Raw genomic sequence first — 26869 nt, forward strand, 5'->3', positions numbered from 1 at the left:
TGACAAAACGCACTTGAAAGACCTCTTCGACAAAACTAAATTTCAATATGACAAAGACCGTTTCGGACCAAATGGGCCAAATTTATTTAATGTTTAACTAGTCCCTATTTTTTATGGGACACTAATGTTGCGATTTCATTAAAAAATTAAAGTTATTCTTTTATTCTTGTGGGAAGTGTACTCTGTAGGCTACAATTTCCCCCTTTGATAATGAAGTAATCAAAGGATTATGAAAAGAGAGGGGTTATTGCCCCTCTTTTTCTGTTTTATCACTTGGATTATCATCTGGTTTGACTGGTATAGTCTTCCAGTAATTACTCATGCCCTGTGATATTGCTTGGATATGCGAAGCTGATTTGCTTCTGCCTCTTAATGATTGACTGATTTTTGCTTTGGTATCATCTCCAAGATTGCGATACATTCTTTTTCCTATATTATCCATACTAATTGATTTTATATTAGATAAATAGTAAAATGAAGTAAGAATGTAAAGAATAGTAGGTTGATTTCATAGAAAAAAATATCTGGACCAGAAAATTTAGATACAGACTCGTTTGTTTTTATCAATCATACCTACTAAAAACGGATATTCAGAGAGCCAAGTTACGGCGTTACCCCTTATCAGTTAACTAAATAAGAAACAATATTGAATAAAATTTCATCTTTTATATTCATTACTGTACTTGCACAAATATTGGATAATCTTCTCGAAATCCTTTATAAAAGTGTTCGATAATTCGATAGTGTAGCCGACAGAAAAGGCTTAACTTTTAGGAGTTAAGTCTTTTTTTGTTTTATTCCATTCCTCCTCTCCTCCGGTTTCCTGACCATAAGAGCGATACTCCAATGGAGTGAACCCCGTACGTTTCTTAAACGAGGAAAAGAAATGCTCGGTAGACTTATAGTCGAGCATAAAAGAGATTTCTTTCACCGATAAAGAAGTACCCACCAGCAATTGCTTAGCTTTACGCATTTCCAAACCATTCGAAGTAAAAGTTCCCAAAATTGTGCGCCCACTGGTAGCCCCCAAGTCGACCCCAAAAAAGCATTGTTTCATGACAATTTGTTTTAGTTGCTATTCAACGATACAAAAATAGGGGATTATCCCCCTACTTCTTGTACAGTTTTTGATTGAAAGGGTGTCAGATTTGACAATTGCATATCTATTCTATATTATATCAACATTTACCAAAGACATACGGAAACAATCTCCAATAACGTGAAAGAACAGACAAACAAGGCTGCAACAAAGAGAACAAGAACAGTATATACAATATACCCAATGTATAAAAAGAATAAAAAAACTCTCATTTTTGCATATTCTTTCCGAAATAATCCCTAATTTTGCGCTACTCTTAGAATAATTATACAGAAAATGAAGAAAAAAGCCAATCGGTTAGACGCCATCAAGATGATTATCTCAAGCAAAGACGTCAGTTCGCAGGAAGAACTGTTGCAAGCCTTGAGCAAGGAAGGCTTTGAACTGACACAAGCCACCTTGTCACGCGACTTGAAACAGCTGAAAGTAGCGAAAGCAGCAAACATGAACGGCAAATACGTATATGTGCTGCCCAACAACATCATGTATAAACGTTCGAACGATCAAAGTGCAAGTGAAATGTTGATGACAAGCGGATTCGTTTCACTTCAATTTTCAGGCAATATTGCCGTCATCCGTACCCGGCCCGGGTATGCCAGCAGCATGGCCTACGACATCGACAACCGGGAGTGTCCCGCCATTCTGGGTACCATTGCCGGAGATGACACCATCATGCTGGTGGTGCACGAAGCAGCGTCACATGACGAGGTACGCAGCTTCCTAGCGCAAATCATCCCGAACATTAAATGACAGATAACAACAAAAAACAAGAAATTAAATAAGAAATGGATTCGAAACAAATTGATGTGATGGTGGCTGACGCCTCACATGAAGTTTACGTGGACAAGATTTTGGATACCATCCGGGAAGCTGCCAAGGTACGCGGAACAGGCATCGCAGAACGCACGCACGAATACGTAGCTACTAAAATGAAAGAAGGAAAGGCCATCATAGCCTTGTGTGGAGACGATTTTGCCGGTTTCACCTACATAGAGAGCTGGGGCAACAAGCAATATGTAGCAACCTCCGGTTTGATAGTACACCCCAAATACCGGGGACTGGGACTGGCAAAACGTATCAAGACTGCCTCTTTCCGCCTGGCACGCCTACGCTGGCCCAATGCCAAAGTTTTCAGTCTCACCAGTGGAGCTGCCGTTATGAAAATGAATACCGAGTTGGGGTACGTGCCTGTCACCTTCAACGAATTGACCGATGACGAATCATTCTGGAAAGGTTGCGAAGGTTGTATCAACCATGATATATTGGTAGCTAAGAACCGTAAATTCTGCATCTGCACAGCAATGCTTTACGACCCGAAGCTGCACGAAGAGGATAAAATATGAAAATACTAAGGATATGGAAAAGAAGAAAAAAGTGGTAGTCGCATTCAGCGGCGGTTTGGATACCTCATTTACGGTGATGTACCTTGCCAAAGAAAAAGGGTACGAAGTATATGCAGCTTGCGCCAATACGGGTGGCTTCAGTGCTGAACAGTTGAAGACAAATGAAGAGAATGCCTACAAACTGGGCGCCAAAGAATACGTCACCCTCGACGTGACGCAGGAGTACTACGAGAAAAGCTTGAAATACATGGTATTCGGCAATGTTTTGCGTAACGGCACCTATCCTATCTCTGTAAGTTCCGAACGTATCTTCCAAGCATTGGCCATTGCACGCTATGCCAACGAAATCGGCGCGGATGCCATCGCCCACGGTTCTACAGGTGCGGGTAACGACCAGATTCGTTTCGACATGACTTTCCTCGTCATGGCTCCGGGCGTGGAAATCATCACGCTGACACGCGACATGGCACTGAGCCGTCAGGAAGAGATTGATTATCTGAACAAACACGGCTTTGCCGCCGACTTCACCAAACTAAAATATTCCTATAACGTAGGTTTGTGGGGCACTTCCATTTGTGGTGGCGAGATTCTGGATTCCGCGCAAGGGTTGCCCGAAAGCGCCTATCTGAAACACTGCACCAAAGAGGGCAGCGAGCAGTTGCGCCTCACTTTTGAAAAGGGGGAACTGAAAGCTGTGAACGACGAAACGTTCGACGACCCCATAAAAGCCATCCAGAAGGTGGAAGAGATTGGTGCGGCATACGGCATTGGTCGCGACATGCACGTAGGCGATACGATTATCGGTATCAAAGGTCGCGTAGGTTTCGAAGCTGCCGCACCTATGCTGATTATCGGTGCACACAGGTTTCTGGAGAAATATACCTTGAGCAAATGGCAGCAATACTGGAAGGACCAGGTAGCCAACTGGTACGGCATGTTCCTGCACGAAAGCCAATATCTGGAACCGGTAATGCGTGACATCGAAGCCATGCTGGAATCCTCGCAACGTAACGTGAACGGTACGGCTATCCTCGAACTTCACCCGCTCTGCTTCTCTACCGTAGGTGTAGAAAGCAAAGACGACCTTGTGAAAAACAAGTTCGGCGAATATGGCGAGATGCAGAAAGGATGGACGGCAGAAGATGCCAAAGGTTTCATCAAAGTAACCTCTACGGCACTGCGCGCTTATTATTCAAATCATAAAGACGAGAAGGAGGGCATATGATTAAAGTAGGAATCATCGGCGGAGCCGGATATACGGCAGGCGAACTGATACGTTTGCTGCTCAACCATCCGGAAGCGGAAATCGTTTTCATAAACAGCTCAAGCAACGCCGGCAACAAAATTACCGACGTACACGAAGGCTTGTACGGCGAAACAGACTTAGTATTCACCGACGAACTGCCGTTGGATGAGATTGATGTACTCTTCTTCTGCACCGCACACGGCGACACGAAGAAATTCCTCGAAAGCCACAACGTGCCCGAGGAACTGAGAATCATCGACCTCTCCATGGACTACCGCATAGCCTCTCCCGAACATGATTTCATCTACGGCCTACCGGAGCTGAACCGCCGTGCCACCTGCAAAGCGAAGCACGTAGCCAATCCGGGCTGCTTTGCCACCTGCATACAGCTGGGTTTGCTGCCGCTTGCCAAACATCTGATGCTGAGCGATGTTATCATGGTGAATGCCATTACCGGAAGTACCGGTGCAGGCGTGAAACCGGGTGCCACAAGCCACTTCAGTTGGCGCAACAACAACATGAGCGTCTACAAAGCTTTCGAGCACCAGCATGTGCCCGAAATCAAGCAATCGCTCAAACAGCTGCAGAACAGTTTCGATGCGGATATTGACTTCATCCCCTACCGTGGCGACTTCCCGCGCGGTATCTTCACCACAATAGTGGTGAAGACCAAAGTGGCCCTGGAAGAAATCGTCCGCATGTATGAAGAATACTACGCCAAAGATTCCTTTACACACATCGTGGAGAAGAATATTGACCTGAAGCAAGTGGTAAACACCAACAAGTGCCTCATCCATCTGGAGAAGCATGGCGACAAACTACTTATCATTTCCTGCATCGACAACCTTCTGAAAGGTGCCAGCGGACAAGCTGTCCATAACATGAATTTAATGTTTAACCTGGAAGAGACCGTAGGATTACGGTTGAAACCTTCTGCATTCTAAAAAAAATGAATTTATTCGACGTATATCCCCTCTTTGACATCAACATCGTCAAAGGAAAAGGCTGCCATGTATGGGACGAGAATGGTACCGAATACCTCGACCTCTACGGTGGCCATGCAGTCATCTCAATCGGACATGCACATCCACATTATGTAGAGATGGTGAGCAACCAAGTTGCTACGTTAGGATTCTACTCAAACTCAGTAATTAACAAGCTGCAACAGCAAGTGGCAGAGCGCCTGGGAAAGGCCTGCGGCTATGACGACTACTCGCTGTTCCTCATCAACAGCGGTGCCGAGGCCAATGAAAACGCCTTGAAGCTCGCCTCCTTCCACAATGGCCGCACCCGTGTGATATCCTTCTCGAAAGCATTCCACGGACGTACCTCACTGGCAGTGGAAGCGACGAACAATCCTAAAATCATCGCTCCCATCAATAACTGCGGACACGTCACCTATCTCCCGCTGAACGACACCGAAGCCATGAAGGCCGAATTGTCCAAAGGAGATGTCTGTGCGGTAATCATCGAAGGCATACAAGGCGTAGGAGGCATCCAGTTGCCGACAGACGAATTCATGCAGGCTCTCCGCCAGACCTGTACGGAACACAACACGGTCTTGATTCTTGATGAAATCCAAAGCGGATACGGACGCAGCGGCAAGTTCTTCGCCCATCAATACAACGGCATCAAAGCCGACATCATCACCGTGGCCAAAGGCATCGGCAACGGTTTCCCGATGGCAGGTGTACTCATCAGTCCAATGTTTACACCAGTCTACGGGCAACTTGGAACCACTTTCGGTGGAAACCACCTGGCTTGCAGTGCCGCTCTTGCTGTGCTGGACGTCATAGAACAAGAAAATCTGATAGAAAATGCAGCACAAGTCGGTGACTTCCTGATGACAGAACTGAGAAAGTTCCCGCAAATCAAGGACGTTCGCGGACGAGGACTGATGATAGGACTGGAATTTGAAGCCCCCATCAAAGAACTGCGTACAAAATTGCTGAAAGAGCAGCATGTATTCACCGGCGTAAGCGGCACGAACGTACTCCGCCTGCTACCTCCTCTTTGCCTCGGCATGGACGAAGCAAGGGAATTCCTGGAACGTTTCAAAAAAGTACTTTAAAATTCCGGCTCTTTCATTCCGGAAGTCAGAAATAGTTGTCGGTCTTTAACTCCTTCTGACTCCCGGAATGCCCTTCTCTCATCGCTCCGGGTCTTTAGCCTCCCATACCCAGCCCATTTCCCACTACGACTGAAAGCGTTTCCCATAGAAAGGGAAACGCTTTCAGTCGTAGTGGGAAATGGGTTCCACCCCGGACAAAAATGGTGGAACCGATAACCCGTTCATACATAACGAAGTAACAGAATCAGGCTTTCCAATCGTAATTTTCCGTATAGCGGTCGTAAAGGGGAGCCGTCTCCACGCCTTCACGAAGGAAGAGCGCCGCTATCTTCTCCTGCTCTTCCACGGAAAGAGGGCGCTCTTGATGCAGGATGCGGTAGTAAGTAGGCTTGGAAAAGGAGTGGCGGACACGGGTCATCAGGCCCCGCGCAATGCCATAGGGCACTTCGTTGCACAAGCGGGACACGCCCCACGCCAGACGTATCTTGTCCGCCGGACGAAAATGCCTGCAACGGGTGTCGCCCATGGGATAGGCCGCAGGATTGAGACAGGTGACAAACTCCACCCCGGCGGGTGCATGAACCGCCGCCAGCCTGCGCAGGCAATGCTTGCCGTACGGACAGGCCTCATTAAAGCAATGGGCATATTTCGGGGGCACAAGGCCGTAATCAAACCCGTTATCCATAAACGTTTCTTTTATTATTAGGAAGACAAATATAGCCATAATCTTCCATTCGGCTTTACTTTTTGCCATAAACTTGTCACATTCAGTGATAAAATACATATCTTTGCCCTTCGAAAAGTATTCAGAATAAAACCATCGACATGAAAGCAGCCATCATCGGAGCCGGAAACATGGGCAGTGCCATCGCACGCGGCATGGCAAAGGGAAGTATCGTGCCCGCCACAAGCATCACCGTATCGAACCCCTCACAAGGCAAACTGGACAGGCTGAAAGCCGCATTTCCAGCCCTGCAAGTGACCCGCGACAATCGCGCGGCCGCCAAAGGCGCCGACATGGTGATTCTGGCCGTGAAGCCCTGGCTGATAGAACCGGTCGTCAAGGAGCTGGGCATAGAGGCGGACACCCTGGTGGTGTCCGTAGCGGCAGGCATCTCCTGCGGGCAATTGGCGGGCTACACCGGGAACCTCGGCCAGCCCGTATTCCGCCTCATCCCCAACACCGCCATCAGCGAAATGCAGAGCATGACCCTCATCACCGGAAACAACACCACCGACGAACAGCGCAAACTGATGCTGGACATCTTCTGCGAAATGGGAATGGCCTTATGGCTGCCCGAAGAAAAAATGGCAGCCGCCACAGCCATGACCTCCTGCGGCATCGCCTACGCGCTAAAGTACATCCAGGCAGCCATGCAGGCCGGCATCGAGTTGGGCATCTACCCCAAAGACGGCATGCGCATGGTAGCACAGTCCCTGAAGGGAGCAGCCGAGCTGATTCTGAACAATGACACGCACCCCAGCATCGAGATAGACAAGGTCTGCACCCCCGGAGGAATCACCATCAAGGGAATCAACGAACTGGAGCACGAAGGTTTCACCTCTACCGTGATAAAAGCGATAAAAGCAAGCAAATGAAAACCCATTTAAAACAAATATAATTATGGACGAACAGATCAGACAAATAGCCGAACGCCTGCGCGGACTGCGCGACGTATTGGAACTGACTGCCGACGATATCGCCCGCGACTGCGACATCTCCGCAGAAGAGTACCGCCTTGCCGAAACCGGAGAATTCGACATCTCCGTCAGCATGCTGCAGAAGATAGCACGGCACTACGGCATATCACTGGACGCACTGATGTTCGGGCAAGAGCCCAAAATGAATTCCTACTTCCTGACACGTGCCGAAAAAGGAACCAGTATAGAACGTACCAAGGCATATAAATACCAATCGCTGGCAGCCGGTTTCATCAGCCGCACGGCAGACCCGTTCATCGTGACCGTAGAACCTAAACCGGATAGCGAGCCGATACATTACAACAGCCATGCCGGTCAGGAATTCAACCTCGTACTGGAAGGCCGTATGATGGTCAGCATCGACGGCAAAGACTTAATCTTAAACGAAGGAGACAGTCTATACTTCAACTCCAAACTGCCACACGGCATGAAGGCGCTTGACGGAAAGACAGTGAAATTCCTGGCAGTAATCATGTAATAAAGTTATGGTAGAAAGATTTTTATCTCAAACATCCTTCACCTCACAGGAGGACTTCATCAAGAACCTGAAGATAAACGTACCGGAGAATTTCAACTTCGGCTACGACGTGGTGGATGCCTGGGCAGCCGAGCAGCCCGACAAACCCGCACTGTTGTGGACCAATGACCAAGGCGAATGCCGGCAGTTCACCTTTGCCGACATGAAACGGTACACAGACATGACGGCTTCCTATTTCCAAAGTCTCGGCATCGGCCGTGGAGACATGGTGATGCTGATACTGAAACGCCGTTACGAATTCTGGTTCAGCATTGTGGCACTGCACAAACTCGGTGCAGTGGTGATTCCCGCCACCCACCTGCTGACGAAGAAAGACATCGTATACCGTTGCAACGCCGCAGACATCAAAATGATAGTCTGCGCCGGCGAAAGCGTCATCACCGGCCATATCACGGCAGCCATGCCGGACTCTCCTACCGTGAAACATCTGGTAAGCGTCGGACCGGAAGTTGCCGAAGGATTCGAAGACTTCCACAAAGGTATCGAGGCCGCCGCTCCTTTCGTGAAACCGGAACATCCGAACACGAACGACGACATCTCCCTGATGTACTTCACCAGCGGTACTACCGGAGAACCCAAGATGGTAGCGCACGACTTCACCTATCCGTTGGGACATATCGTCACCGGCAGCTTCTGGCACAACCTGAAAGAGAGCAGCCTACACCTCACCATTGCCGACACCGGTTGGGGAAAAGCTGTGTGGGGAAAGCTATACGGGCAATGGATTGCCGGCGCCAACGTATTTGTATACGACCACGAGAAATTCACTCCCGCAGCCATACTGGAGAAGATACAAGATTATCACGTCACGTCGCTTTGTGCGCCGCCCACCATCTTCCGATTCCTCATTCACGAAGACCTTACTAAGTACGACTTATCCAGCCTGGAATACTGCACCATCGCCGGAGAAGCATTGAACCCCGCCGTATTTGATACCTTCAAGAAGTTGACGGGCATCAAGCTGATGGAGGGCTTCGGACAGACCGAAACGACCCTTACCGTTGCCACCATGCCGTGGATGAAACCGAAACCCGGCAGCATGGGATTGCCAAATCCGCAATACGACGTAGACCTGATAGACAACGACGGCCGTTCTGTGGAAGCCGGTGAGCAGGGACAGATTGTAATCCGTACCGGCAAAGGCAAACCGCTGGGATTGTTTAAGGAATACTACCGCGATGCCAACCGCACCCACGAGGCATGGAACAACGGCATTTACTACACGGGAGACGTAGCCTGGAAAGACGAAGACGGCTACCTCTGGTTCGTGGGCCGCGCCGACGACGTCATCAAAAGTAGCGGCTACCGCATCGGCCCGTTCGAAGTGGAAAGTGCATTAATGACCCACCCAGCCGTAGTGGAATGTGCCATTACCGGTGTGCCCGATGAAATCCGCGGCCAAGTGGTAAAAGCTACGATTGTGTTGGCAAAAGAGTACAAGGCACGCGCCGGAGAAGAGCTTGCCAAGGAGTTGCAGAACTACGTGAAGAAAGTGACGGCTCCCTACAAATATCCGCGTGTCATCGAGTTCGTCGATGAACTCCCCAAAACCATCAGCGGGAAAATCCGCCGTGTGGAAATCCGGGAGAACAACCGGAAATAATACTCGTCACCCGGCATCTGAACCATAAGGCAGCATCCGGACGAATGAATAAGGAGGGGATAAGATTGAAGTCTGCCATTCTATTGATGATTTCTGTTTTACCCCCCTCTTTTACAGACAGTTGCCTCATTGTGAACACCAAAAGGAGGAAAAAACTATATTTGCACGAAATTAAACTTCACTTGGAACATTTATAAACAAGAAAGACCGACACGGCATATGAAAAATAGAATGCAGATATGGAAAATACTAGCTTTCTTAGGAGCGGCACTTTCCTTGTCTGATACAATATACGCCCAGCAGTGGACATCCGATAGTCATTCGGAATACAAACGGGATACACTCCCTTTCTCACAGCGCTTCATCCATAGATTAGGCGTAGAAGGGCGTGCCGGATATATTTTTCAGACCAACCCTTTTCTGGAGTACTCCAACCACCAATACAAGGCCATGAAAAATGCCTATGCCGGTCATCTGAAATACTCCTTCCAACTCCGTCCGCACACCGCTGCCGACCAAGCCTATATAGGAGCCTATCAAGGAATCGGGGTCGGCTATTTCAACTTCGGCACTCCGGAAGAGCTGGGCAACCCGCTGGCCGTCTACCTGTTTCAAGGGGGACGCATCGCCCGATTCAGCCCCCGCATATCCTTGAACTACGAATGGAACTTCGGCGCATCTTTCGGCTGGAAACCCTACGACGGCCAAGACAACCCGGAGAACCAGATTATCGGCTCGAAAGTGAATGCTTATCTCAATGTGAACCTTTACTTAAAGTGGGCGCTCTCCCCCAAATTCGACCTGATGATAGGAGCTACCGGAAGCCACTTTTCCAACGGAAATACCCAATATCCCAACTCCGGTCTGAACACGGTGGACTGCAAAGTGGGGCTGGTATATAACTTTAACCGCAGAGCGGATGAGCTCACCCCATCATGGCAACGCCCTATCGTTCCTCCATTCCCCCGCCACGTCAGCTACGACCTGACTTTGTTCGGCTCCTGGCGAAAGAAAGCAGTGGCCCATGAGGGCAGTAGTGGCCAGGTACCCGCACCCGGCACTTACAACGTGGTCGGTTTCAGCTTTGCACCCATGTACAACTTCGGCTATAAATTCCGCGCCGGTGTGGCTCTGGACGGCGTATACGACCACAGCGCGAACATGAAGGAATCGTACGATGAAGAGAACGGCTTCCATACTCCGCCCGCCAAGAAGCAGATGGCATTGGGCTTATCTGCCCGCGGAGAACTTGTCATGCCCTACTTCACGGTAGGTATCGGTCTGGGGGCCAACATTCTGCACGGTGGTGGTGACATGAAGTCTTTCTATCAGATTCTTGCCCTGAAAATAGACGTAACACGCAATTCGTATCTCCATATAGGATATAACCTCCGGGAATTTCATGAGCCCAATTATCTGATGTTGGGCATCGGCTATCGGTTCAACAACAAACGCCCCAAGCTGTTCTGAACAATAAAGAGGAAGCTATTCATATAAATTCTTTCTTTCATCGGTAAGCACATGCCAATAAGGAAAAACAAAGTGTTCTCCACAATAAGAACAACTTGTTCCATTAAGGAAAACACTTTGTCCGCTACGGTTTATAAATATTTATCCACTCCATTTGCACAGCGTACCGTCTTCCGTTCATCCAGCATTCTCATATACTGCAAATTCTTAGCTTTATTGTACAATAAAATAGAAAAGCTTGGATACGGATGTTTCAGAACCGCAACAAATTCTTTCTTCTAAAGCACTCATATCCAACGAATAACAGAGATAAAAGAAAAGGGACGAACCGTGAAAAACACGATTCGTCCCTTAGAGTACTCGAAGCGGGACTTGAACCCGCACAGCCGCAATGGCCAAAGGATTTTAAGTCCTTCGTGTCTACCATTCCACCATTCGAGCATCCTAAAAAAGGGAAAAAGAGAGCGGAAAACGAGACTCGAACTCGCGACCCTAACCTTGGCAAGGTTATGCTCTACCAACTGAGCTATTTCCGCATTTGGATAACGGGTGCAAAGATAAACAGTTTTCCCGTTTCTGCCAAATTTTTTTTTATAAAAGTACAGTACTCGAACCGGGACTTGAAGCCGTAGAACCTTTTACCTGCCCAGCAACTCTTTCTCTGCAGCTTGCATGGTACCAAAATCGAAGCCCTCTACCACTTTCTGCATCAAGGCAGAGATATCATCGTTGCAAAGGTTTCCGATACTGCCTTCATGGGTATGGTGTACTTCTTTGCTATGCGAAAAGTTCCCGGCTTCAATATCCAGTCCCACCTTCTTGTAGGCATCGCGAAAAGGCACCCCTTCACGTGCCAAACGGTTGACTTCCTCCACACTGAAAATAAGCAGATACTTGTCATCATCAAGAATATGCTCGTTTACATTGATTTCATTCATAATGTAAGTTGTCATCTGCAGACAGTCTTTCAGTTCCTGAAAAGCAGGCAGAAAGACCTCTTTGATAATCTGCAAGTCACGGAAATAGCCGGAAGGAAGATTGTTGGCTATCATCATAATCTGCTGGGGAAGGGACTGCAATTTGTTGCACTTGGCACGCGTCAACTCAAAGACGTCTGGGTTCTTCTTGTGAGGCATGATGCTGGAACCGGTAGTGCAATCATCCGGCAGCTTCACAAAACCGAAGTTCTGACTGTTGAACATACATGCGTCAAAAGCCAATTTCGATATGGTTCCGGCCACACTGGCAAGGGCAAAAGCTACATTACGCTCCATCTTGCCACGCCCCATCTGGGCATACACTACGTTGTAGTTGAGGGAATCAAATCCCAAAAGACGGGTAGTCATCGTACGGTTCAGCGGGAATGAGGAACCGTATCCCGCAGCAGACCCCAAAGGATTGCGGTTGCACATCTTGAAAGCAGCCTGAAGGAACATCATATCGTCCACCAGGCTCTCGGCGTATGCCCCAAACCAAAGTCCGAAAGAAGACGGCATGGCTATCTGCAAGTGTGTATAGCCCGGCATCAGTACATCCTTGTAGCGTTCGCTCTGCATAACCAGCACATGGAACAATTGTTCCACAGCTTCCGCCACCTCCTTTATCTCTGTACGGGTAAAGAGCTTCAAATCGAGCAACACCTGGTCGTTACGCGAACGTCCGCTGTGTATTTTCTTACCTATATCACCCAAGTTACGCGTCAGCATAAGTTCCACTTGCGAGTGAACGTCTTCCACTCCCTCTTCTATCACAAATTCTCCGCGCTCGGCCATTGCATAGATTTCCTTCAATTCGGCCAGCAATTGCCGCAGTTCTTCTTTCGTCAACAAACCAATGCTTTCAAGCATCGTGATGTGCGCCATGGAACCCAACACATCGTGCTTTGCCAAATAAAGGTCCATTTCACGGTCACGGCCTACCGTGAAGCGTTCGATATCTTTATTTACCTGAATGGATTTTTCCCAAAGTTTCTGAGCCACGTTGTTTCTAATGATTAATAGTTAATAATTAATATTGTATCATCGCCAACATATCTGCCATTTTCTCCAGTCCTTCCTGCAAAGGCTTTTGTACCATAGTCTTCATAAACGGGTTTATATCCATGCCGATGGTAAGCTTCATTTTGCATTCAGTTTCGGTAACGGGTACAATCTGTATCCACAGATTGAAGGGCAACGGTGAAGTGGTTGTTGCAAACTTGATACACTTGCAAGGTTCCTTTTCCACAATTTGTAACGTAATCTTTCCTACAGGAGCCACTTCTATCGTTATGCTTTCTGCATCAAAACTAAAACTCTTCACATTGTTTTCAGGCAAACGGTCTTTCACTTTCTCCAGATTGCTCAGGTCGGAAAGCTTTTCATAAACAGCTTCTTGTGAAGCCGGTACAACTTTCACTCCACTCTCAAATTTCGTCATAATCAGTCGTATTCAAAAAGAAAAAAAGAACTATCCGGACAGAATCTATCCGAATGGCTCTTTTATCCATATCAATATTTTTACAAATAAGTTCTTATTTCCCAGATTCCCAATGTGCAGGGTCTTTACGCCATTCATTCAGAGTCTCCACATCTCCTTCCTCGATATAGCCCGTACGCAATGCCACTTCCAGTACAGCCTCGTAATTGGTCAGTGTCACCAAAGGTACTTTGGCATCCTTAAATGCCTTTTCAGCAACCGGGAAACCATAAGTATAGGCAGCCACCATACCGATGACCTCACATCCGTCACGACGGATAGCTTCTACAGCCTTTAAGCTACTTCCACCCGTAGAAATCAAATCTTCCACGACTACCACCTTCATACCGGGACGAAGTTCACCTTCAATCAAATTCTCCAGTCCATGGTCTTTCGGAGTGGAGCGTACATATACAAATGGCAGGCTCAATGCATCGGCCACCAAGGCACCTTGCGGAATAGCTCCCGTTGCCACACCGGCAATGGCATCCACCTGTCCAAAACGTTCCAAAATCAGACGCGTAATTTCAATCTTCACGAAATTACGGAGAGAAGGATAAGAAAGGGTTTTGCGGTTATCACAATAAAACGGAGACTTCCATCCAGATGCCCAAGTAAACGGGTTAGCCGGTTGTAGCTTAATCGCTTTTATCTTCAGCAACTTCTCTGCAAACAATCTTTCTAAAGTTTTCATAGCAAAACTAATCTATATATGATAAATATGGCGCAAAAATACGGAAACAGAATGAGAATTAAAAAGAGAAAGCCGATAATTTTCATTCGGAGTAGTCATTTTCCCCTGAAACCTCTATGCAACGACATATATCCTTCATTTCGAACCCCCTGCTCAAGGCAAAACGCATCAATTTACCATTCAGTTCATACTCATTTTCGGCACGGACGCTTTTACGCTTTGCCGCCAGCAGCTTCTGCAGAACAGAGTGGTATTCTTCTTCATCAATCTCGTTCAAATAGGGCCAATAGACAGACGAAGATATCTTTTTCAACTGGAGCGCCTGCCTTATCTTCATCTTGCCCCATTTGGCAAAACGGTATTTGTCGTTGATGAAAGCACGACAGAAGCGCTCTTCATCAATGTACTTTTCTTGCTCCAAACGATTGATGATACGGTCTATGGCATCATAGGCAATGCCCCAGCGTTGCAGTTTTTCTGCAATCTCCGCCCGGCAATGCTCGGCAGTGGAGCAATATGCCGCCACTCTGTTCAAAGCTTCTGTTTCAGTTATTTCCATCGTTCTGCAATTACGTACCGGTCGTTGCCGGAAATATCTTTTCGGATACGGACATTCGCATAGCCTTGCTTGCGAAGCATCGAAGCGACAGCCTCTCCAAATGCCCAGTTGATTTCAAAATAGAGTTGGCCGCCGGCCGTCAGCATTCTCCGTCCCAGTTCACCTATACACCGATAGAAACGGAGCGGGTCGCTGTCCGGAACAAACAAAGCCTCCGAAGGTTCCCAGTTCAAGACATTAGGCTCCATGTCCCGCTTTTCTGTTTCCGTAACATAAGGTGGATTACTGACGATTACATCAAAACAGTCATCCTCAGCAGGTTGATACGTCAGGACATCACGCTGTACAAATTGTACGGAAGCCTGCAGCAAACGGTTATTACCGTCGGCTATGGCAAGAGCTTCTCCGGAAATATCCCAAGCGGTTACTTCCGCCTCCGGCAACTCCTTAGACAAAGTGACGGCAATGCACCCGCTTCCGGTACCAATGTCGAGAATACGGGAAGCCGGAGCGATTTCCTTCAACATCGCCTCCACCAGTTCTTCCGTTTCAGGACGGGGAATAAGTACCCCCGACGCCACCTGAAAAGTACGTCCCAGGAAACGGGCAGCACCCTGCACATACTGTATGGGCTCAAAATTGCACAGACGGGAAAGAATGCTTTCCAATTCCCTTTCATTGTTTGGAGATAAAATCATATCTTTGCCCAGGTAATAGTCAATATTACTCTGACCAAACATTTCACAGCAGACAATACGCGAAAGGTTGGCCGCCTCCCGGGGAGGATAGCACTCCTGCAAAGCGCTGCGGATATGTGAAACGGTTACATTCATTCGGAGTCCGGTTTTATTCGGGCTGCAAAAGTAATCATTAATTTTGATTATTCAACCAAAAGATAAGCAAGGACATGAATTCAGAAGAAGAGAAATACATGCTGCGGTGCATCCAACTGGCACGAAACGGGCAATGCAATGCAGCGCCCAACCCGATGGTAGGAGCAGTAATAGTATGTGACGGGAAAATCATAGGTGAAGGATACCATGTGCGCTGCGGAGAAGCCCACGCCGAGGTCAACGCCATCCGTTCCGTGAAAGACACATCCCTACTGAGGCAGTCCACCATTTACGTCAGCCTGGAACCGTGTTCGCACTATGGCAAAACTCCTCCATGTGCAGACCTCATCATCGAGAAGCAGATTCCACGCATCGTCATCGGGTGCGGAGATCCTTTCTCCAAGGTTGCGGGCCGGGGCATACAGAAACTGAAGGATTCCGGACGTGAAGTTATTGTCGGAGTGCTGGAAGCAGAATGTCGGCAGTTCATCCGCAGGTTCATCACCTTCCATACTTTGCGACGCCCCTACATCACCTTGAAATGGGCGGAATCTTCAGACGGATACATCGATTACTCCCGCACGGACGGCAAACCAATCATTCTCTCCAGCCCGCTGACCTCAATGATGGTGCACAAAAAACGGACAGAGCACAGTGCCATATTAGTAGGTACCCGTACGGCTGAACTGGACAATCCCGGCCTGAATGTCCGCCATTGGCATGGTCATTCACCGGTACGTATCGTGCTGGACCGGCAACAAAAGCTATCCCCCAACCTTCACCTATTTGACGGTAGCGTGCCGACCCTCGTTTTTACAGAAGCCCCGCACGCTCCGCTACCGAATACAGAGTATCTGCCGGTCAGCGACTACCGGCAGAACATACTCCCCGAAATCATGGAAACGCTGTATACACGCGGATTACAATCCCTTTTGGTAGAGGGTGGCAGCCAAACGCTCCAATCCTTCATTGATGCCGGACTGTGGGACGAAATCTTTGTAGAAGAAGCCCCGTGCCTCCTACGCTCCGGAGTCAAAGCACCCAAAGTCAGCGACAGACATCCTTTTATGAAAGAACATTTCTTTAATAGAAATTTTCGCCATTATACGGCCGTAAACAAAATCTAGAAGCGTGCTTCAATCCTGTTCAGTATTATCCCAAAGATTCCAAGAACGGATTGGCACACACTTTCCAAACAGTCTGCCATCAGCTTTGCGCCGCCCTCTTTCCGCGTCTGTTCCGTATCATCATAGTGTACGGGGGCGGGCAAGGAAAAATGAGGCTACGAGGCCTTGAATGGAATCGTCCCTTCAGACCGGCACATTATGTGCCACATGTTTTTCAAACATCGTAAAAAATCATCAACAGCCTCATTCCAGGACTTTTCTATCGGGAAAAACAGTCTTATTATCTATAATTTTATATAAAACTTCTACGTAAAGCTGTTTATAGAAAAAAATGTTCCTATTTTTGCAACTTGTAAATAAACACTAACTTTCAAAATGAGAATAAAGTTTCTATCAGTAATTGCGAGTTTTCTTATTGTGTCATTTGCTCTAAGTTCATGCCTTGACTCTGACGACAATTATGAATTCAGCTCCGATGCTACTATACATGCTTTTGGTATTGATACCATACATGGCAAACATTACAAATTTACAATTGACCAGCTTAAAAGACTCATCTATAACAGGGATTCCTTGCCCGTAGGTTCGGATACCATCATCGACCGTATTTTAATTGATACTATGGACGTTACCGGTTGGATAACTTCAGGCTCGCCTACCGACACGGTATTTGTCATGTCGGACTCCGTAGATTTAAGACCCGCCATGAACAACGATGCCGGCATGCTGTTCAAAGCACATGCCGCCGATGGCATTACAATCCGAGAATATAAACTGAAAATTAATGTACATCTGCAAGACCCGGACTCACTCGTCTGGACAGACATGCAGAAAAGAGGGAATGTATTCTCCAATACCATCAATTTAGGCCAGCAAAAAGCGGTTGTACTGGGAGATGAACTGTTTGTCTACACTTCCAACACTAGCGCCTACAGGACATCGACCGCGCCCGATGAATACAACTGGAGTGAGATTAATGTCAGCAACCTCCCCTCAGATGTAAAGCTGACATCTGCCGTAGAGTATAACGATGCACTCTATATGGTGACGAAAAGCAAAAAAGTATTCAGCTCCACTGATGGCGCCGCTTGGACAGAAGTCACCACATTGGGAGACAATGTCATAGTCCTCATCAATGGTTTCTCCGACCGGCTTTCGGGCATTGTGGAAATCAACGGAAAGCAATATTTCAATATATGTAAAGACGGAAAGAATTGGGAAGCGGAAAACACGGCTGACAACCTTATCCTTGAGGAAGTACCGGCAGGATTCCCTACCGAAAACATATCCACAACCCAGACCCGAACCGGCAATGGTGTAGAGAAGGTGATTCTGGTAGGAATGCCGCCGGTCAGTGAAAAAGAGACAATACCCTGGTTCTCATTGGACGGCAAAGGTTGGGCTAGTTTGGACAACACAATGTACGACACATATTGTCCCAGCATAGTGAACCCCGCCATCATGTTCTATGGCGGTATGCTCTATTGTTTTGGAGGAGAACTTGACGCCATCTACAGCTCCATCACGGGCATTGCGTGGAGCCAGACAGAAACCAAATTCCTGCTACCTCAGGAATTCAAAGGTAAAGGAGCGTATTCCATCATAGTGGAACCGACGAAAGACAAGACAGTGGCCCCGGCAGACAAACGGGACTTCATTTGGGTAATATTCGGCGGTAACGGAACCAAGAATGAGGTATGGCGCGGACGTCTTAACAGATTGGGCTTCGAAATACAATAATAATGATGTCATACAAGGAAGAAATCGATCTAAACCGGATACCACAGCATGTGGCGATTATCATGGACGGTAACGGACGGTGGGCCAAGCAGCGTGGACACGAACGTAGCTATGGACATCAGGCCGGTGCGGAAACTGTGCATATCATTGCAGAGGAAGCCGCTAAATTAGGAGTCAGATACCTTACTTTATATACGTTCTCTACCGAGAACTGGAATCGTCCGTCGGACGAGGTAGCCGCCCTGATGGGACTGCTCTTCGACTCCATAGAGGAAGAGACGTTCATGAAGAACAATATCAGCTTCCGAGTAATAGGAGATATTGAAAAACTACCTGCCAACGTACAGCAACGGCTCATCACTTGTGTGGCACACACCTCCCACAACACGGGAATGTGTCTAGTGCTGGCATTGAGTTACTCTTCCCGCTGGGAAATAACGGAAGCTGCCCGGCAAATAGCCGACCTGGTACAGAAAGGTGAGCTGAAACCCGAACAAATCGACAGTGAGCTCATATCCCGTCATCTGACAACCCACTTCATGCCCGACCCCGACTTGCTGATACGCACCGGAGGCGAACTCCGCCTCAGCAACTACATGCTATGGCAATGCGCCTATTCGGAACTCTATTTCTGTGATACTTACTGGCCCGACTTCCGCGAAGAAGAACTACGTAAAGCCATATGTGACTATCAGAAACGCGAACGCAGGTTCGGCAAGACCAGCGAGCAAATCAATTAATCAACGGACACCCAATATAGTAAATAGTAAATTGTAAAATAGTAAATAAAAAGATGCACTATCGTATTTTCTCCATACTCGTAACGTTTGTCTGCCTTTTCGGCTGCACTCTGACAACAGCAGCACAGGACATAAACAACACCGATGAAGCCGAAAAGCCGGTTATACTCTATTCGGGAACCCCCAAGAAGTATGAAATAGCCGACATTAAGGTTGAAGGAGCCCAAAACTATGAGGATTATGTAATTGTCGGATTGTCCGGACTGTCCAAAGGGCAGACCATCACCGTGCCGGGTGATGAAATTACACAAGCTTGTAAGCGCTACTGGCGCCATGGTCTGTTCTCGGACGTGGAAATCACAGCAGACAAAATTGAGGGTGACAAAATCTGGCTGACCATTCGTCTGACGATGCGTCCGCGTGTTTCCGACATCCGCTACAACGGTGTGAAAAAGTCGGAGCGTGAAGATTTGGAAAGCAGAATCGGTATGATAAAGGGGGGGCAGATTACACCTAATCTGGTGGACCGTGCCAAGACCCTGATAAAACGATACTTTGACGACAAGGGCTTCAAGAATGCAGATGTAATCATCACTCAACGGGATGATCCGGAAAAGAAAAATGAAGTGATTGTCAACATCGACATCGACAAAAAAGAGAAAGTGAAAGTACATCAAATCACCATCGCAGGCAACGAGGTCCTCGCAACCAAGAAGCTGAAGCGTGTGATGAAGAAAACAAACGAAAAGGGCAAACTAATCAATCTGTTCCGCACCAAGAAATTCATTGAGGACAACTACGAAGCGGACAAACAGTTAATCATCGATAAATACAACGAACTGGGTTATCGCGACGCCATTATCGTGACAGACAGCATCAAGCCTTATGATGACCGCACGGTGGACATCTTCATGCAGATTGAGGAAGGACAGAAATACTACCTCCGCAATGTAACTTGGGTAGGTAACACACTTTATCCTTCCGAACAACTGAACTTCCTCCTCCAGATGAAGAAGGGCGACGTCTACAACCAAAAGCTGCTTGAAGAACGTACAATGACCGACGACGATGCCATCGGCAACCTCTACTACAACAACGGTTATCTGTTCTACAGCCTCGAACCGGTGGAAGTAAACATCGTGGGCGACTCCATCGACCTAGAAATGCGTATCTACGAAGGCCGCCAGGCTACCATCAACAAAGTCAGCATCAACGGTAACGACCGTTTATATGAAAACGTGGTACGCCGTGAACTCCGTACCCGTCCGGGCGAACTCTTCAGCCGTGAGGACCTGATGCGTTCCATGCGTGAAATCCAGCAGATGGGACACTTCGACCCCGAACAAATCCAACCCGACATCCAGCCGAGACCGGAAGACGGCACGGTAGACATCGGTTACGACCTTGTATCCAAAGCCAATGACCAAGTAGAGTTCTCTGCCGGTTGGGGACAAACGGGTATTATCGGTAAGTTAAGTCTGAAGTTCACCAACTTCTCTCTGTCCAACCTGCTACATCCGGGTGAGAACTACCGTGGTATTCTCCCGCAAGGTGACGGTCAGACGTTGACCATCAGCGGCCAGACCAATGCCAAATACTATCAGTCATACAGCGTTTCATTCTATGACCCGTGGTTTGGCGGTAAACGCCCGAACGCGTTCTCCGTATCAGCTTTCTATTCCCGCCAGACCGACATCAGTAGCCGTTATTACAATTCGGCCTACATGAACAGCTATTACAACAGCTTTTATAGCGGTATGTATGGCTACGGTATGTACAACTACGGCAGCTACAATAACTACGAGAATTATTACGACCCGGACAAATCTATCCAGATGTATGGTCTCGCAGTGATGTTCGGTAAGCGTTTGAAATGGCCGGATGACTACTTCCAGTTCACAGCCGAGTTGTCTTATCAACGTTATGTTCTGAGTGACTGGCAGTACTTCCCGGTTACCAACGGTAAGTGTAACAACCTCAGCCTCAACCTGACCTTGTCCCGTAGCTCTATCGACAATCCGATTTATCCACGCCAAGGTTCCGAATTCTCGTTGTCTGCACAAATCACACCGCCTTTCTCTCTGTTCGACGGTACCGATTACAGCAAGTACAGCACCAGCAGTCAGGAAGACATGAACAAGATGCACAAGTGGATTGAATATCACAAGTGGAAATTCAAATCCAAAATCTATATCCCGTTGATGGACCCGATTACCGTTAAACGTACTCCGGTATTGATGGGACGTGTAGAATTCGGTCTGCTGGGACACTACAACAAATACAAAAAATCTCCGTTCGAAACGTTTGACGTAGGTGGTGACGGTATGACCGGCTACTCCAGCTATGCTACAGAAAGTATTGCCCTCCGCGGTTATGAGAACAGTTCATTGACTCCATACCGTTCTGAAGGTTATGCCTATACACGTCTCGGACTGGAATTAAGATATCCTTTGATGCTCGAAACAAGTACCAGTATTTATGCGTTAACGTTTGTAGAAGCCGGTAATGCATGGCATGATGTCAATAAGTTCAATCCGTTCGAATTGAAGCGTTCAGCCGGTGTCGGTGTCCGCATCTTCCTCCCGATGATTGGTATGATGGGTATTGACTGGGCTTACGGTTTCGACAAGATAATGGGTTCCTCGCAATATGGTGGCAGCCAGTTCCACTTCATCTTGGGACAGGAATTCTAAGTAATGGACGATTGATAATTGACAATTAACGCAGTATCGTTATGAAGAAGAGTTTATTGATTCTTTTTACGCTGTTTGCAGTAAGCACAACAGCCAGTGCACAGAAGTTCGCCTTGATTGATATGGAATATATCCTGGAAAATATTCCTGCCTATGAACGTGCCAACGAACAACTGGAACAAGTTTCCAGACAATGGCAGAGTGAAGTTGAAAAGATTTCCGAAGAAGCCAAGACTTTGTACAAGAACTATCAGTCTCAGATTGCTTCCCTTTCTGAAACACAGAGAGGCAAAAAGGAGGAAGAGATTGTCGCTAAAGAAAAATCGGCAGCCGAACTGCGCCGCAAATATTTCGGTCCGGAAGGCGAGCTATATAAGAAACGTGAAAGTCTGATGCAACCTATTCAAGATGAAATATACAATGCTGTAAAGGAAATTGCTACACAGAACGGATATGCAGTAGTTGTAGACCGTGCTTCCGCATCAAGTATCATTTTTGCCTCACCAAGTATTGACGTCAGCAATGAGGTACTTGCAAGACTGGGATATTCAAATTAATTTCATACATTTGTTTCGGAATATAGACTCTTCAGGATTAAAAATAAGCTTGCTTATTTTGTATTGCGTTCAGTTTGCGCTATATTTGCCCCCGATGAATAATCATTCAAATAAATAATAAACATTATGCTTAAAAAAATCGCACTACTCGTAGTTATGTTCGCCCTCCCGCTGGGAGTTATGGCGCAAGCTAAATTCGCCCACATGAATTCTCAGGAAGTAATCGCTGTTATGCCTGAATTTACCAAAGCTCAAGCTGACCTAGACGCCATGTCTAAAAAATACCAGGATGAAATGCAGCGTACCAACGAAGAATTCCAAAAGAAGTATCAGGAATTCCTGGCACAAGCCGACTCTCTGCCGAAAAACATTGCAGAAAGACGCCAGAAAGAGTTGCAAGATATGGCTCAACGTCAAGAACAGTTCCAGCAAGAAGCTTATCAAAGCATGCAGAAAGCACAGCAAGATGCCATGGCCCCCATCTATCAGAAACTGGACGAAGCCATTCAGGCTGTGGGCAAAGCTGAAAGCGTTGTCTACATTTTCGACTTGGCTCGTACCCCGATACCTTTCGTTGGAGCACAGAGCATTGATGTAACCGCCAAAGTTAAAACGCAATTGGGCATTAAATAATAGAATTATTTATAATAGAGCAAGCGCGGATAGTTTTGTCCGCGCTTATTTTTTATACATTACTGAGAAATTTGAATTATCTTTGCATGACACATAGCCTTTAGAACGCATGAAACAAACATTACCTTCTGCAGCCGGTCCCATCGGAATATTCGATTCCGGATATGGTGGACTGACTATCCTAAGCAAGATACGGGAAGCACTTCCCCAATATGATTACATTTATCTGGGTGACAACGCACGTGCGCCTTACGGAACCCGCTCGTTCGAGATTGTCTATGAATTCACTTTACAGGCAGTCACCAAACTATTCGAGATGGGTTGCCACCTCGTCATCCTGGCATGCAATACAGCTTCGGCAAAAGCCCTGCGCAACATACAAATGAATGATTTGCCTCGTCTCGACCCAATGCGCCGTGTGTTGGGAGTAATCCGTCCGACTGTAGAATGTATAGGGAGTATTACCCAAAGCCGCCATGTGGGAGTGCTTGCCACGGCAGGAACCATCAAGTCGGAATCCTATCCGCTGGAAGTGCATAAACTCTTCCCCGACATAAAAGTGAGCGGTGAAGCTTGCCCTCTATGGGTATCACTCGTAGAAAACAATGAGGCACAAGGTGAGGGTAGCGACTACTTCATACGCAAGAACATCAACAACCTGCTAATCAAAGACACGGAAATAGACACCGTCATCCTGGGCTGCACGCACTTCCCGTTGCTGTTGCCTAAGATACAGCAATACATGCCCGACGGCATCACAACCGTCACCCAAGGGGAACTGGTGGCAGACAGCCTGAAAGACTATCTTCACCGCCATCCGGAAATGGACAGAAAATGCACCAAAGGCGGAAGATGCGTCTACCGCACCACAGAATCGGAGGAGAAATTCACTGAATCGGCTTCCACTTTCCTGAATGAATCGATAAGAGTTGAGAGGATTGAACTATAAATCCGTCAGCATTAAACATTAAAACAAAAACATTTGTTATCTTTGTAAGACAAAAACCTCTAAATTCATACCATCATGAAAGAAGAAGACAAAAGCAAACTTGTTGAGGTGTTCACCGGTTCACCGTGGGAAGCAGAACTAGTAAAGAGCTTGCTGGGAAATAGTGATATTGAAGCTGTAACAAAAGACGGAATGGTAGTAAACGTTGTACTGCCTGCCACTGCGGTAGATGTTTCCGTTCTCGTCAATGAGAAGGACTCCGAAGCTGCCATGGAAGTAGTCTGCGAATACGAAAAGAAACACAATGGGGATTGATTTCAATAGAATTGCCATCAAGATAGGCAGCAATGTTTTGACACGTCGTGACGGTACTCTCGACATTACCCGTATGTCTGCTTTGGTAGACCAGATAGCCGAGCTACACAAAGCCGGCATAGAAATAATACTAGTTTCTTCCGGAGCCGTTGCTTCGGGACGTAGCGAAGTGTGCCCCGCCAAGAAGCTGGATAGTGTAGACCAGCGCCAGCTTTTTTCCGCCGTGGGACAAGCCAAGCTCATCAACCGTTACTACGAGCTGTTCCGGGAGCATGGCATTTCCGTAGGACAAGTACTCACAATGAAAGAGAACTTCTCCACCCGCCGCCATTACCTCAACCAAAAAAACTGTATGACCGTAATGTTGGAGAACGGCGTTATTCCCATTGTCAACGAAAACGACACCATTTCTGTAAGCGAACTGATGTTTACCGACAACGACGAGCTGTCCGGTCTGATAGCCTCCATGATGGATGCTCAGGCACTAATCATTCTCAGCAATATAGATGGTATCTACGACGGTTCACCCACCGACCCGGGTTCTCGGGTTATCCGTGAAATAGGACAAGACAAGGACCTCTCCTCCTACATACAAACTTCCAAGTCCAGCTTCGGGCGCGGTGGCATGCTGACCAAAACCAACATTGCCCGTAAAGTGGCAGATGAAGGCATCACAGTTATCATAGCTAACGGGAAGCGGGACAACATCCTCGTGGAAATAATGAAGAATGAAAGATTAAGGATGAAGGATAAAGGATGGGACTGCCCCATCACTCCGGACGACAATCCCTCATCCTTAATCCCTAATCCTTTAAACTATACCCGCTTCATTCCGTCTCCGGAACCGGTATCAAGTATCAAGAAATGGATTGCGCACAGCGAAGGGTTTGCCAAAGGTGAGCTGCACATCAATCATCGTGCCACCGAACTGCTTTTCTCGGACAAAGCAGTAAGCATCCTCCCAGTAGGTATCACTGACATTATAGGTGAGTTCGAGAAGGATGACATCGTACGGATTATCGACTTCAACGGTAAACCCATCGGTGTGGGAAAAGCCAACTGCGACTCCAGTCAGGCGCGGGAAACAATGGGAAAACATGGAAAGAAAACCGTAGTGCACTACGACTACCTATATATAGAATAAACCACAGACGAATATTATCCCACGATATATATTTATACTTGCATATTTATCACCCTATATTCAATGAGGAAATGAACTTAAACAAAACTTTTGTCGCCGTACAAGATGCCAGCCGTAATATGTTAGCATTGAGCGACAAAAAAATCAACCAGATATTACTGTCTGTCGCAGACGCTGCCATAAATAAAACAGACTTTATTCTGAGTGAAAACCAGAAGGATTTGGAGCGTATGCCTTCTGCCGACCCTAAATACGACCGCCTGAGACTGACAAAAAGCCGTTTGCAGGACATTGCTGCGGATATCCGCAACGTAGCTGCCCTCCCTTCTCCTTTGGGAAAGGTGCTTAAAGAAAATATATTGCCCAACGGATTGAAGATAAAAAGGGTCAGTGTGCCTTTTGGTGTCATAGGCATTATCTACGAAGCTCGTCCCAACGTCAGTTTCGATGTATTCTCACTCTGCCTTAAAAGCGGAAATGCCTGTATTCTGAAAGGCGGGAGCGATGCAGACTATTCCAACCGTGCCATAATCAGCGTGATACACGAAGTACTGGAACATTTCAATGTAGATACACACATCGTGGAACTGCTTCCTGCCGACAGAGAGGCGACTGCCGAACTACTGCACGCCAACGATTATGTAGATTTGATAATTCCGCGCGGCAGCAGCAGCCTGATAAACTTCGTACGTCAGAATGCCACAGTACCGGTTATAGAGACTGGTGCCGGCGTATGCCATACGTTCTTCGACCGCTATGGCGATATAAGCATAGGTCCATCCATCATTGCCAATGCCAAGACACGCCGCGTCAGTGTATGCAATGCTTTAGATTGCCTGATTATTGAAGCCGACAGCCTGGCCAATTTGCCCGACCTATGCCTGCCGCTGCAATCAAGCAATGTAGAGATATTTGCCGATGAACCTGCCTACCACAGCCTGCTTGGCAAATATCCCGCCGATTTGTTGAGACTCGCCTCTGAAAAGTGCTACGGCAGAGAGTTCCTGGACTACAAGATGGCCATTAAAACCGTGAATTCTTTTCAGGAAGCATTGGCACATATCCGAAAACACGGTTCCAAGCATAGCGAATGCATCATTACGGACGATAAGACACGGGCCGAATGGTTTTGCCGGGAAGTGGACGCCGCTTGTGTGTACGTCAATGCACCGACCTCCTTCACCGACGGCGCACAATTCGGACTTGGTGCCGAAATCGGCATCAGCACCCAAAAGCTACACGCCCGCGGTCCGATGGCCCTGGAAGAAATCACTACATACAAATGGATTGTCGAAGGTTCCGGACAGACCAGACCTTGACAGCTGATATAACGAAGATATAGATACACTAAAAAGAC

26 protein-coding genes, 2 tRNA genes and 1 pseudogene are annotated in these 26869 nt (G+C 47.4%); 19 read left to right on the forward strand and 10 right to left on the reverse strand.

Going from position 1 to position 26869, the window contains the following annotated elements:
- Positions 1-244: 244 nt before the first annotated feature.
- Positions 245-442 (reverse strand): hypothetical protein, encoded by a 198-nt coding sequence (locus HU824_RS07395; protein ID WP_004292281.1) that lies wholly within the window; start codon positions 440-442, stop codon positions 245-247.
- Between the two features lie 321 nt (positions 443-763).
- A pseudogene (locus HU824_RS07400) lies at positions 764-979 on the reverse strand (helix-turn-helix domain-containing protein); the annotation flags it as partial.
- Positions 980-1375: 396 nt separating this feature from the next.
- Between HU824_RS07400 and argR the strand changes: the two are divergent.
- From argR to HU824_RS07425, 5 genes are read left to right on the forward strand one after another with little or no spacing between them, the layout of a single operon-like run.
- Positions 1376-1849 carry an arginine repressor gene (gene argR / locus HU824_RS07405; RefSeq protein ID WP_136008975.1) on the forward strand — a complete coding sequence of 158 codons (474 nt, stop codon included), beginning with the start codon at positions 1376-1378 and terminating at the stop codon, positions 1847-1849.
- A 35-nt stretch (positions 1850-1884) separates the two neighbouring features.
- Positions 1885-2442, forward strand: coding sequence for a GNAT family N-acetyltransferase (locus HU824_RS07410; protein WP_005825115.1), 558 nt, complete (start codon positions 1885-1887; stop codon positions 2440-2442).
- Between the two features lie 13 nt (positions 2443-2455).
- Positions 2456-3667, forward strand: a complete 1212-nt coding sequence (locus HU824_RS07415; RefSeq protein ID WP_136008974.1) for an argininosuccinate synthase — start codon at positions 2456-2458, stop codon at positions 3665-3667.
- Positions 3664-4632: an N-acetyl-gamma-glutamyl-phosphate reductase gene (gene argC, locus HU824_RS07420; RefSeq protein WP_136008973.1), complete on the forward strand. Its 969-nt coding sequence runs from the start codon at positions 3664-3666 to the stop codon at positions 4630-4632. The genes HU824_RS07415 and argC overlap by 4 nt, the downstream gene beginning before the upstream one ends.
- Positions 4633-4637: 5 nt before the next feature.
- The gene (locus HU824_RS07425; RefSeq protein WP_136008972.1) at positions 4638-5759 is read left to right on the forward strand and encodes an aspartate aminotransferase family protein; all 1122 of its coding nucleotides are present in this window, start codon (positions 4638-4640) and stop codon (positions 5757-5759) included.
- 244 nt (positions 5760-6003) lie between these two features.
- Here HU824_RS07425 and HU824_RS07430 read toward each other — a convergent pair whose 3' ends face one another.
- The gene (locus tag HU824_RS07430) at positions 6004-6444 is read right to left on the reverse strand and encodes a DUF6078 family protein (RefSeq protein ID WP_136008971.1); all 441 of its coding nucleotides are present in this window, start codon (positions 6442-6444) and stop codon (positions 6004-6006) included.
- 140 nt (positions 6445-6584) lie between these two features.
- On the opposite strand from HU824_RS07430, the gene proC reads away from it, so the two are divergent.
- The 4 genes from proC to HU824_RS07450 all read left to right on the forward strand — a co-directional run bounded on the left by proC (position 6585) and on the right by HU824_RS07450 (position 11071).
- Positions 6585-7358, forward strand: a complete 774-nt coding sequence (gene proC, locus HU824_RS07435) for a pyrroline-5-carboxylate reductase (protein ID WP_136008970.1) — start codon at positions 6585-6587, stop codon at positions 7356-7358.
- Positions 7359-7383: 25 nt separating this feature from the next.
- Positions 7384-7938, forward strand: a complete 555-nt coding sequence (locus HU824_RS07440; RefSeq protein WP_136008969.1) for a helix-turn-helix domain-containing protein — start codon at positions 7384-7386, stop codon at positions 7936-7938.
- A gap of 7 nt (positions 7939-7945) precedes the next feature.
- The gene (locus HU824_RS07445) at positions 7946-9601 is read left to right on the forward strand and encodes an AMP-binding protein (RefSeq protein ID WP_176468516.1); all 1656 of its coding nucleotides are present in this window, start codon (positions 7946-7948) and stop codon (positions 9599-9601) included.
- A 219-nt stretch (positions 9602-9820) separates the two neighbouring features.
- Positions 9821-11071 carry an acyloxyacyl hydrolase gene (locus HU824_RS07450; protein ID WP_176468517.1) on the forward strand — a complete coding sequence of 417 codons (1251 nt, stop codon included), beginning with the start codon at positions 9821-9823 and terminating at the stop codon, positions 11069-11071.
- Between the two features lie 357 nt (positions 11072-11428).
- Here the strand turns inward: HU824_RS07450 and HU824_RS07455 are convergent.
- From HU824_RS07455 to prmC, 7 genes are all read right to left on the reverse strand, one after another.
- Positions 11429-11512 (reverse strand) — tRNA-Leu (locus HU824_RS07455).
- A gap of 22 nt (positions 11513-11534) precedes the next feature.
- A tRNA-Gly gene (locus HU824_RS07460) sits at positions 11535-11607 on the reverse strand.
- Positions 11608-11709: 102 nt separating this feature from the next.
- Entirely contained in the window at positions 11710-13050 is a 1341-nt protein-coding gene (argH, locus tag HU824_RS07465; RefSeq protein WP_176468518.1) for an argininosuccinate lyase, read from the reverse strand.
- A 28-nt stretch (positions 13051-13078) separates the two neighbouring features.
- A complete protein-coding gene (locus tag HU824_RS07470) occupies positions 13079-13489 on the reverse strand; it encodes an SRPBCC family protein (protein ID WP_136008965.1) in 411 nt (136 codons plus the stop codon).
- Positions 13490-13583: 94 nt separating this feature from the next.
- Positions 13584-14222, reverse strand: coding sequence for an orotate phosphoribosyltransferase (pyrE, locus tag HU824_RS07475; protein ID WP_136008964.1), 639 nt, complete (start codon positions 14220-14222; stop codon positions 13584-13586).
- Between the two features lie 82 nt (positions 14223-14304).
- Positions 14305-14781 (reverse strand): regulatory protein RecX, encoded by a 477-nt coding sequence (locus HU824_RS07480; RefSeq protein ID WP_176468519.1) that lies wholly within the window; start codon positions 14779-14781, stop codon positions 14305-14307.
- Positions 14772-15614, reverse strand: coding sequence for a peptide chain release factor N(5)-glutamine methyltransferase (gene prmC / locus HU824_RS07485; protein WP_176468520.1), 843 nt, complete (start codon positions 15612-15614; stop codon positions 14772-14774). Before prmC ends, HU824_RS07480 begins: the two co-directional genes overlap by 10 nt.
- 74 nt (positions 15615-15688) lie before the next feature.
- Here prmC and ribD point away from each other — a divergent pair, with 74 nt between their 5' ends.
- The 10 genes from ribD to HU824_RS07535 all read left to right on the forward strand — a co-directional run bounded on the left by ribD (position 15689) and on the right by HU824_RS07535 (position 26831).
- On the forward strand, positions 15689-16741 hold the full coding sequence (gene ribD, locus HU824_RS07490; protein ID WP_176468521.1) for a bifunctional diaminohydroxyphosphoribosylaminopyrimidine deaminase/5-amino-6-(5-phosphoribosylamino)uracil reductase RibD: 1053 nt from the start codon (positions 15689-15691) through the stop codon (positions 16739-16741).
- A 375-nt stretch (positions 16742-17116) separates the two neighbouring features.
- Positions 17117-18481, forward strand: coding sequence for a DUF6242 domain-containing protein (locus HU824_RS07495; protein ID WP_176468522.1), 1365 nt, complete (start codon positions 17117-17119; stop codon positions 18479-18481).
- Between the two features lie 5 nt (positions 18482-18486).
- Positions 18487-19221, forward strand: a complete 735-nt coding sequence (locus HU824_RS07500; RefSeq protein ID WP_176468544.1) for an isoprenyl transferase — start codon at positions 18487-18489, stop codon at positions 19219-19221.
- A gap of 53 nt (positions 19222-19274) precedes the next feature.
- Positions 19275-21914, forward strand: a complete 2640-nt coding sequence (bamA, locus tag HU824_RS07505) for an outer membrane protein assembly factor BamA (RefSeq protein ID WP_176468523.1) — start codon at positions 19275-19277, stop codon at positions 21912-21914.
- Between the two features lie 41 nt (positions 21915-21955).
- Positions 21956-22471 carry an OmpH family outer membrane protein gene (locus HU824_RS07510; protein WP_136008958.1) on the forward strand — a complete coding sequence of 172 codons (516 nt, stop codon included), beginning with the start codon at positions 21956-21958 and terminating at the stop codon, positions 22469-22471.
- 126 nt (positions 22472-22597) lie between these two features.
- Entirely contained in the window at positions 22598-23104 is a 507-nt protein-coding gene (locus tag HU824_RS07515; RefSeq protein ID WP_136008957.1) for an OmpH family outer membrane protein, read from the forward strand.
- Positions 23105-23213: 109 nt separating this feature from the next.
- Positions 23214-24053 carry a glutamate racemase gene (gene murI, locus HU824_RS07520; RefSeq protein ID WP_136008956.1) on the forward strand — a complete coding sequence of 280 codons (840 nt, stop codon included), beginning with the start codon at positions 23214-23216 and terminating at the stop codon, positions 24051-24053.
- A 75-nt stretch (positions 24054-24128) separates the two neighbouring features.
- A complete protein-coding gene (locus HU824_RS07525; protein ID WP_136008955.1) occupies positions 24129-24368 on the forward strand; it encodes a DUF2007-related protein in 240 nt (79 codons plus the stop codon).
- Entirely contained in the window at positions 24358-25512 is a 1155-nt protein-coding gene (gene proB, locus HU824_RS07530; protein WP_176468524.1) for a glutamate 5-kinase, read from the forward strand. The genes HU824_RS07525 and proB overlap by 11 nt, the downstream gene beginning before the upstream one ends.
- 71 nt (positions 25513-25583) lie before the next feature.
- Positions 25584-26831 (forward strand): glutamate-5-semialdehyde dehydrogenase, encoded by a 1248-nt coding sequence (locus tag HU824_RS07535; RefSeq protein ID WP_176468525.1) that lies wholly within the window; start codon positions 25584-25586, stop codon positions 26829-26831.
- The last annotated feature ends 38 nt before the right edge of the window (positions 26832-26869 follow it).

It is taken from the genome of Bacteroides sp. L10-4 (genome assembly GCF_013373675.1).
GTDB classification, from domain to species: Bacteria; Bacteroidota; Bacteroidia; order Bacteroidales; family Bacteroidaceae; genus Bacteroides; species Bacteroides muris.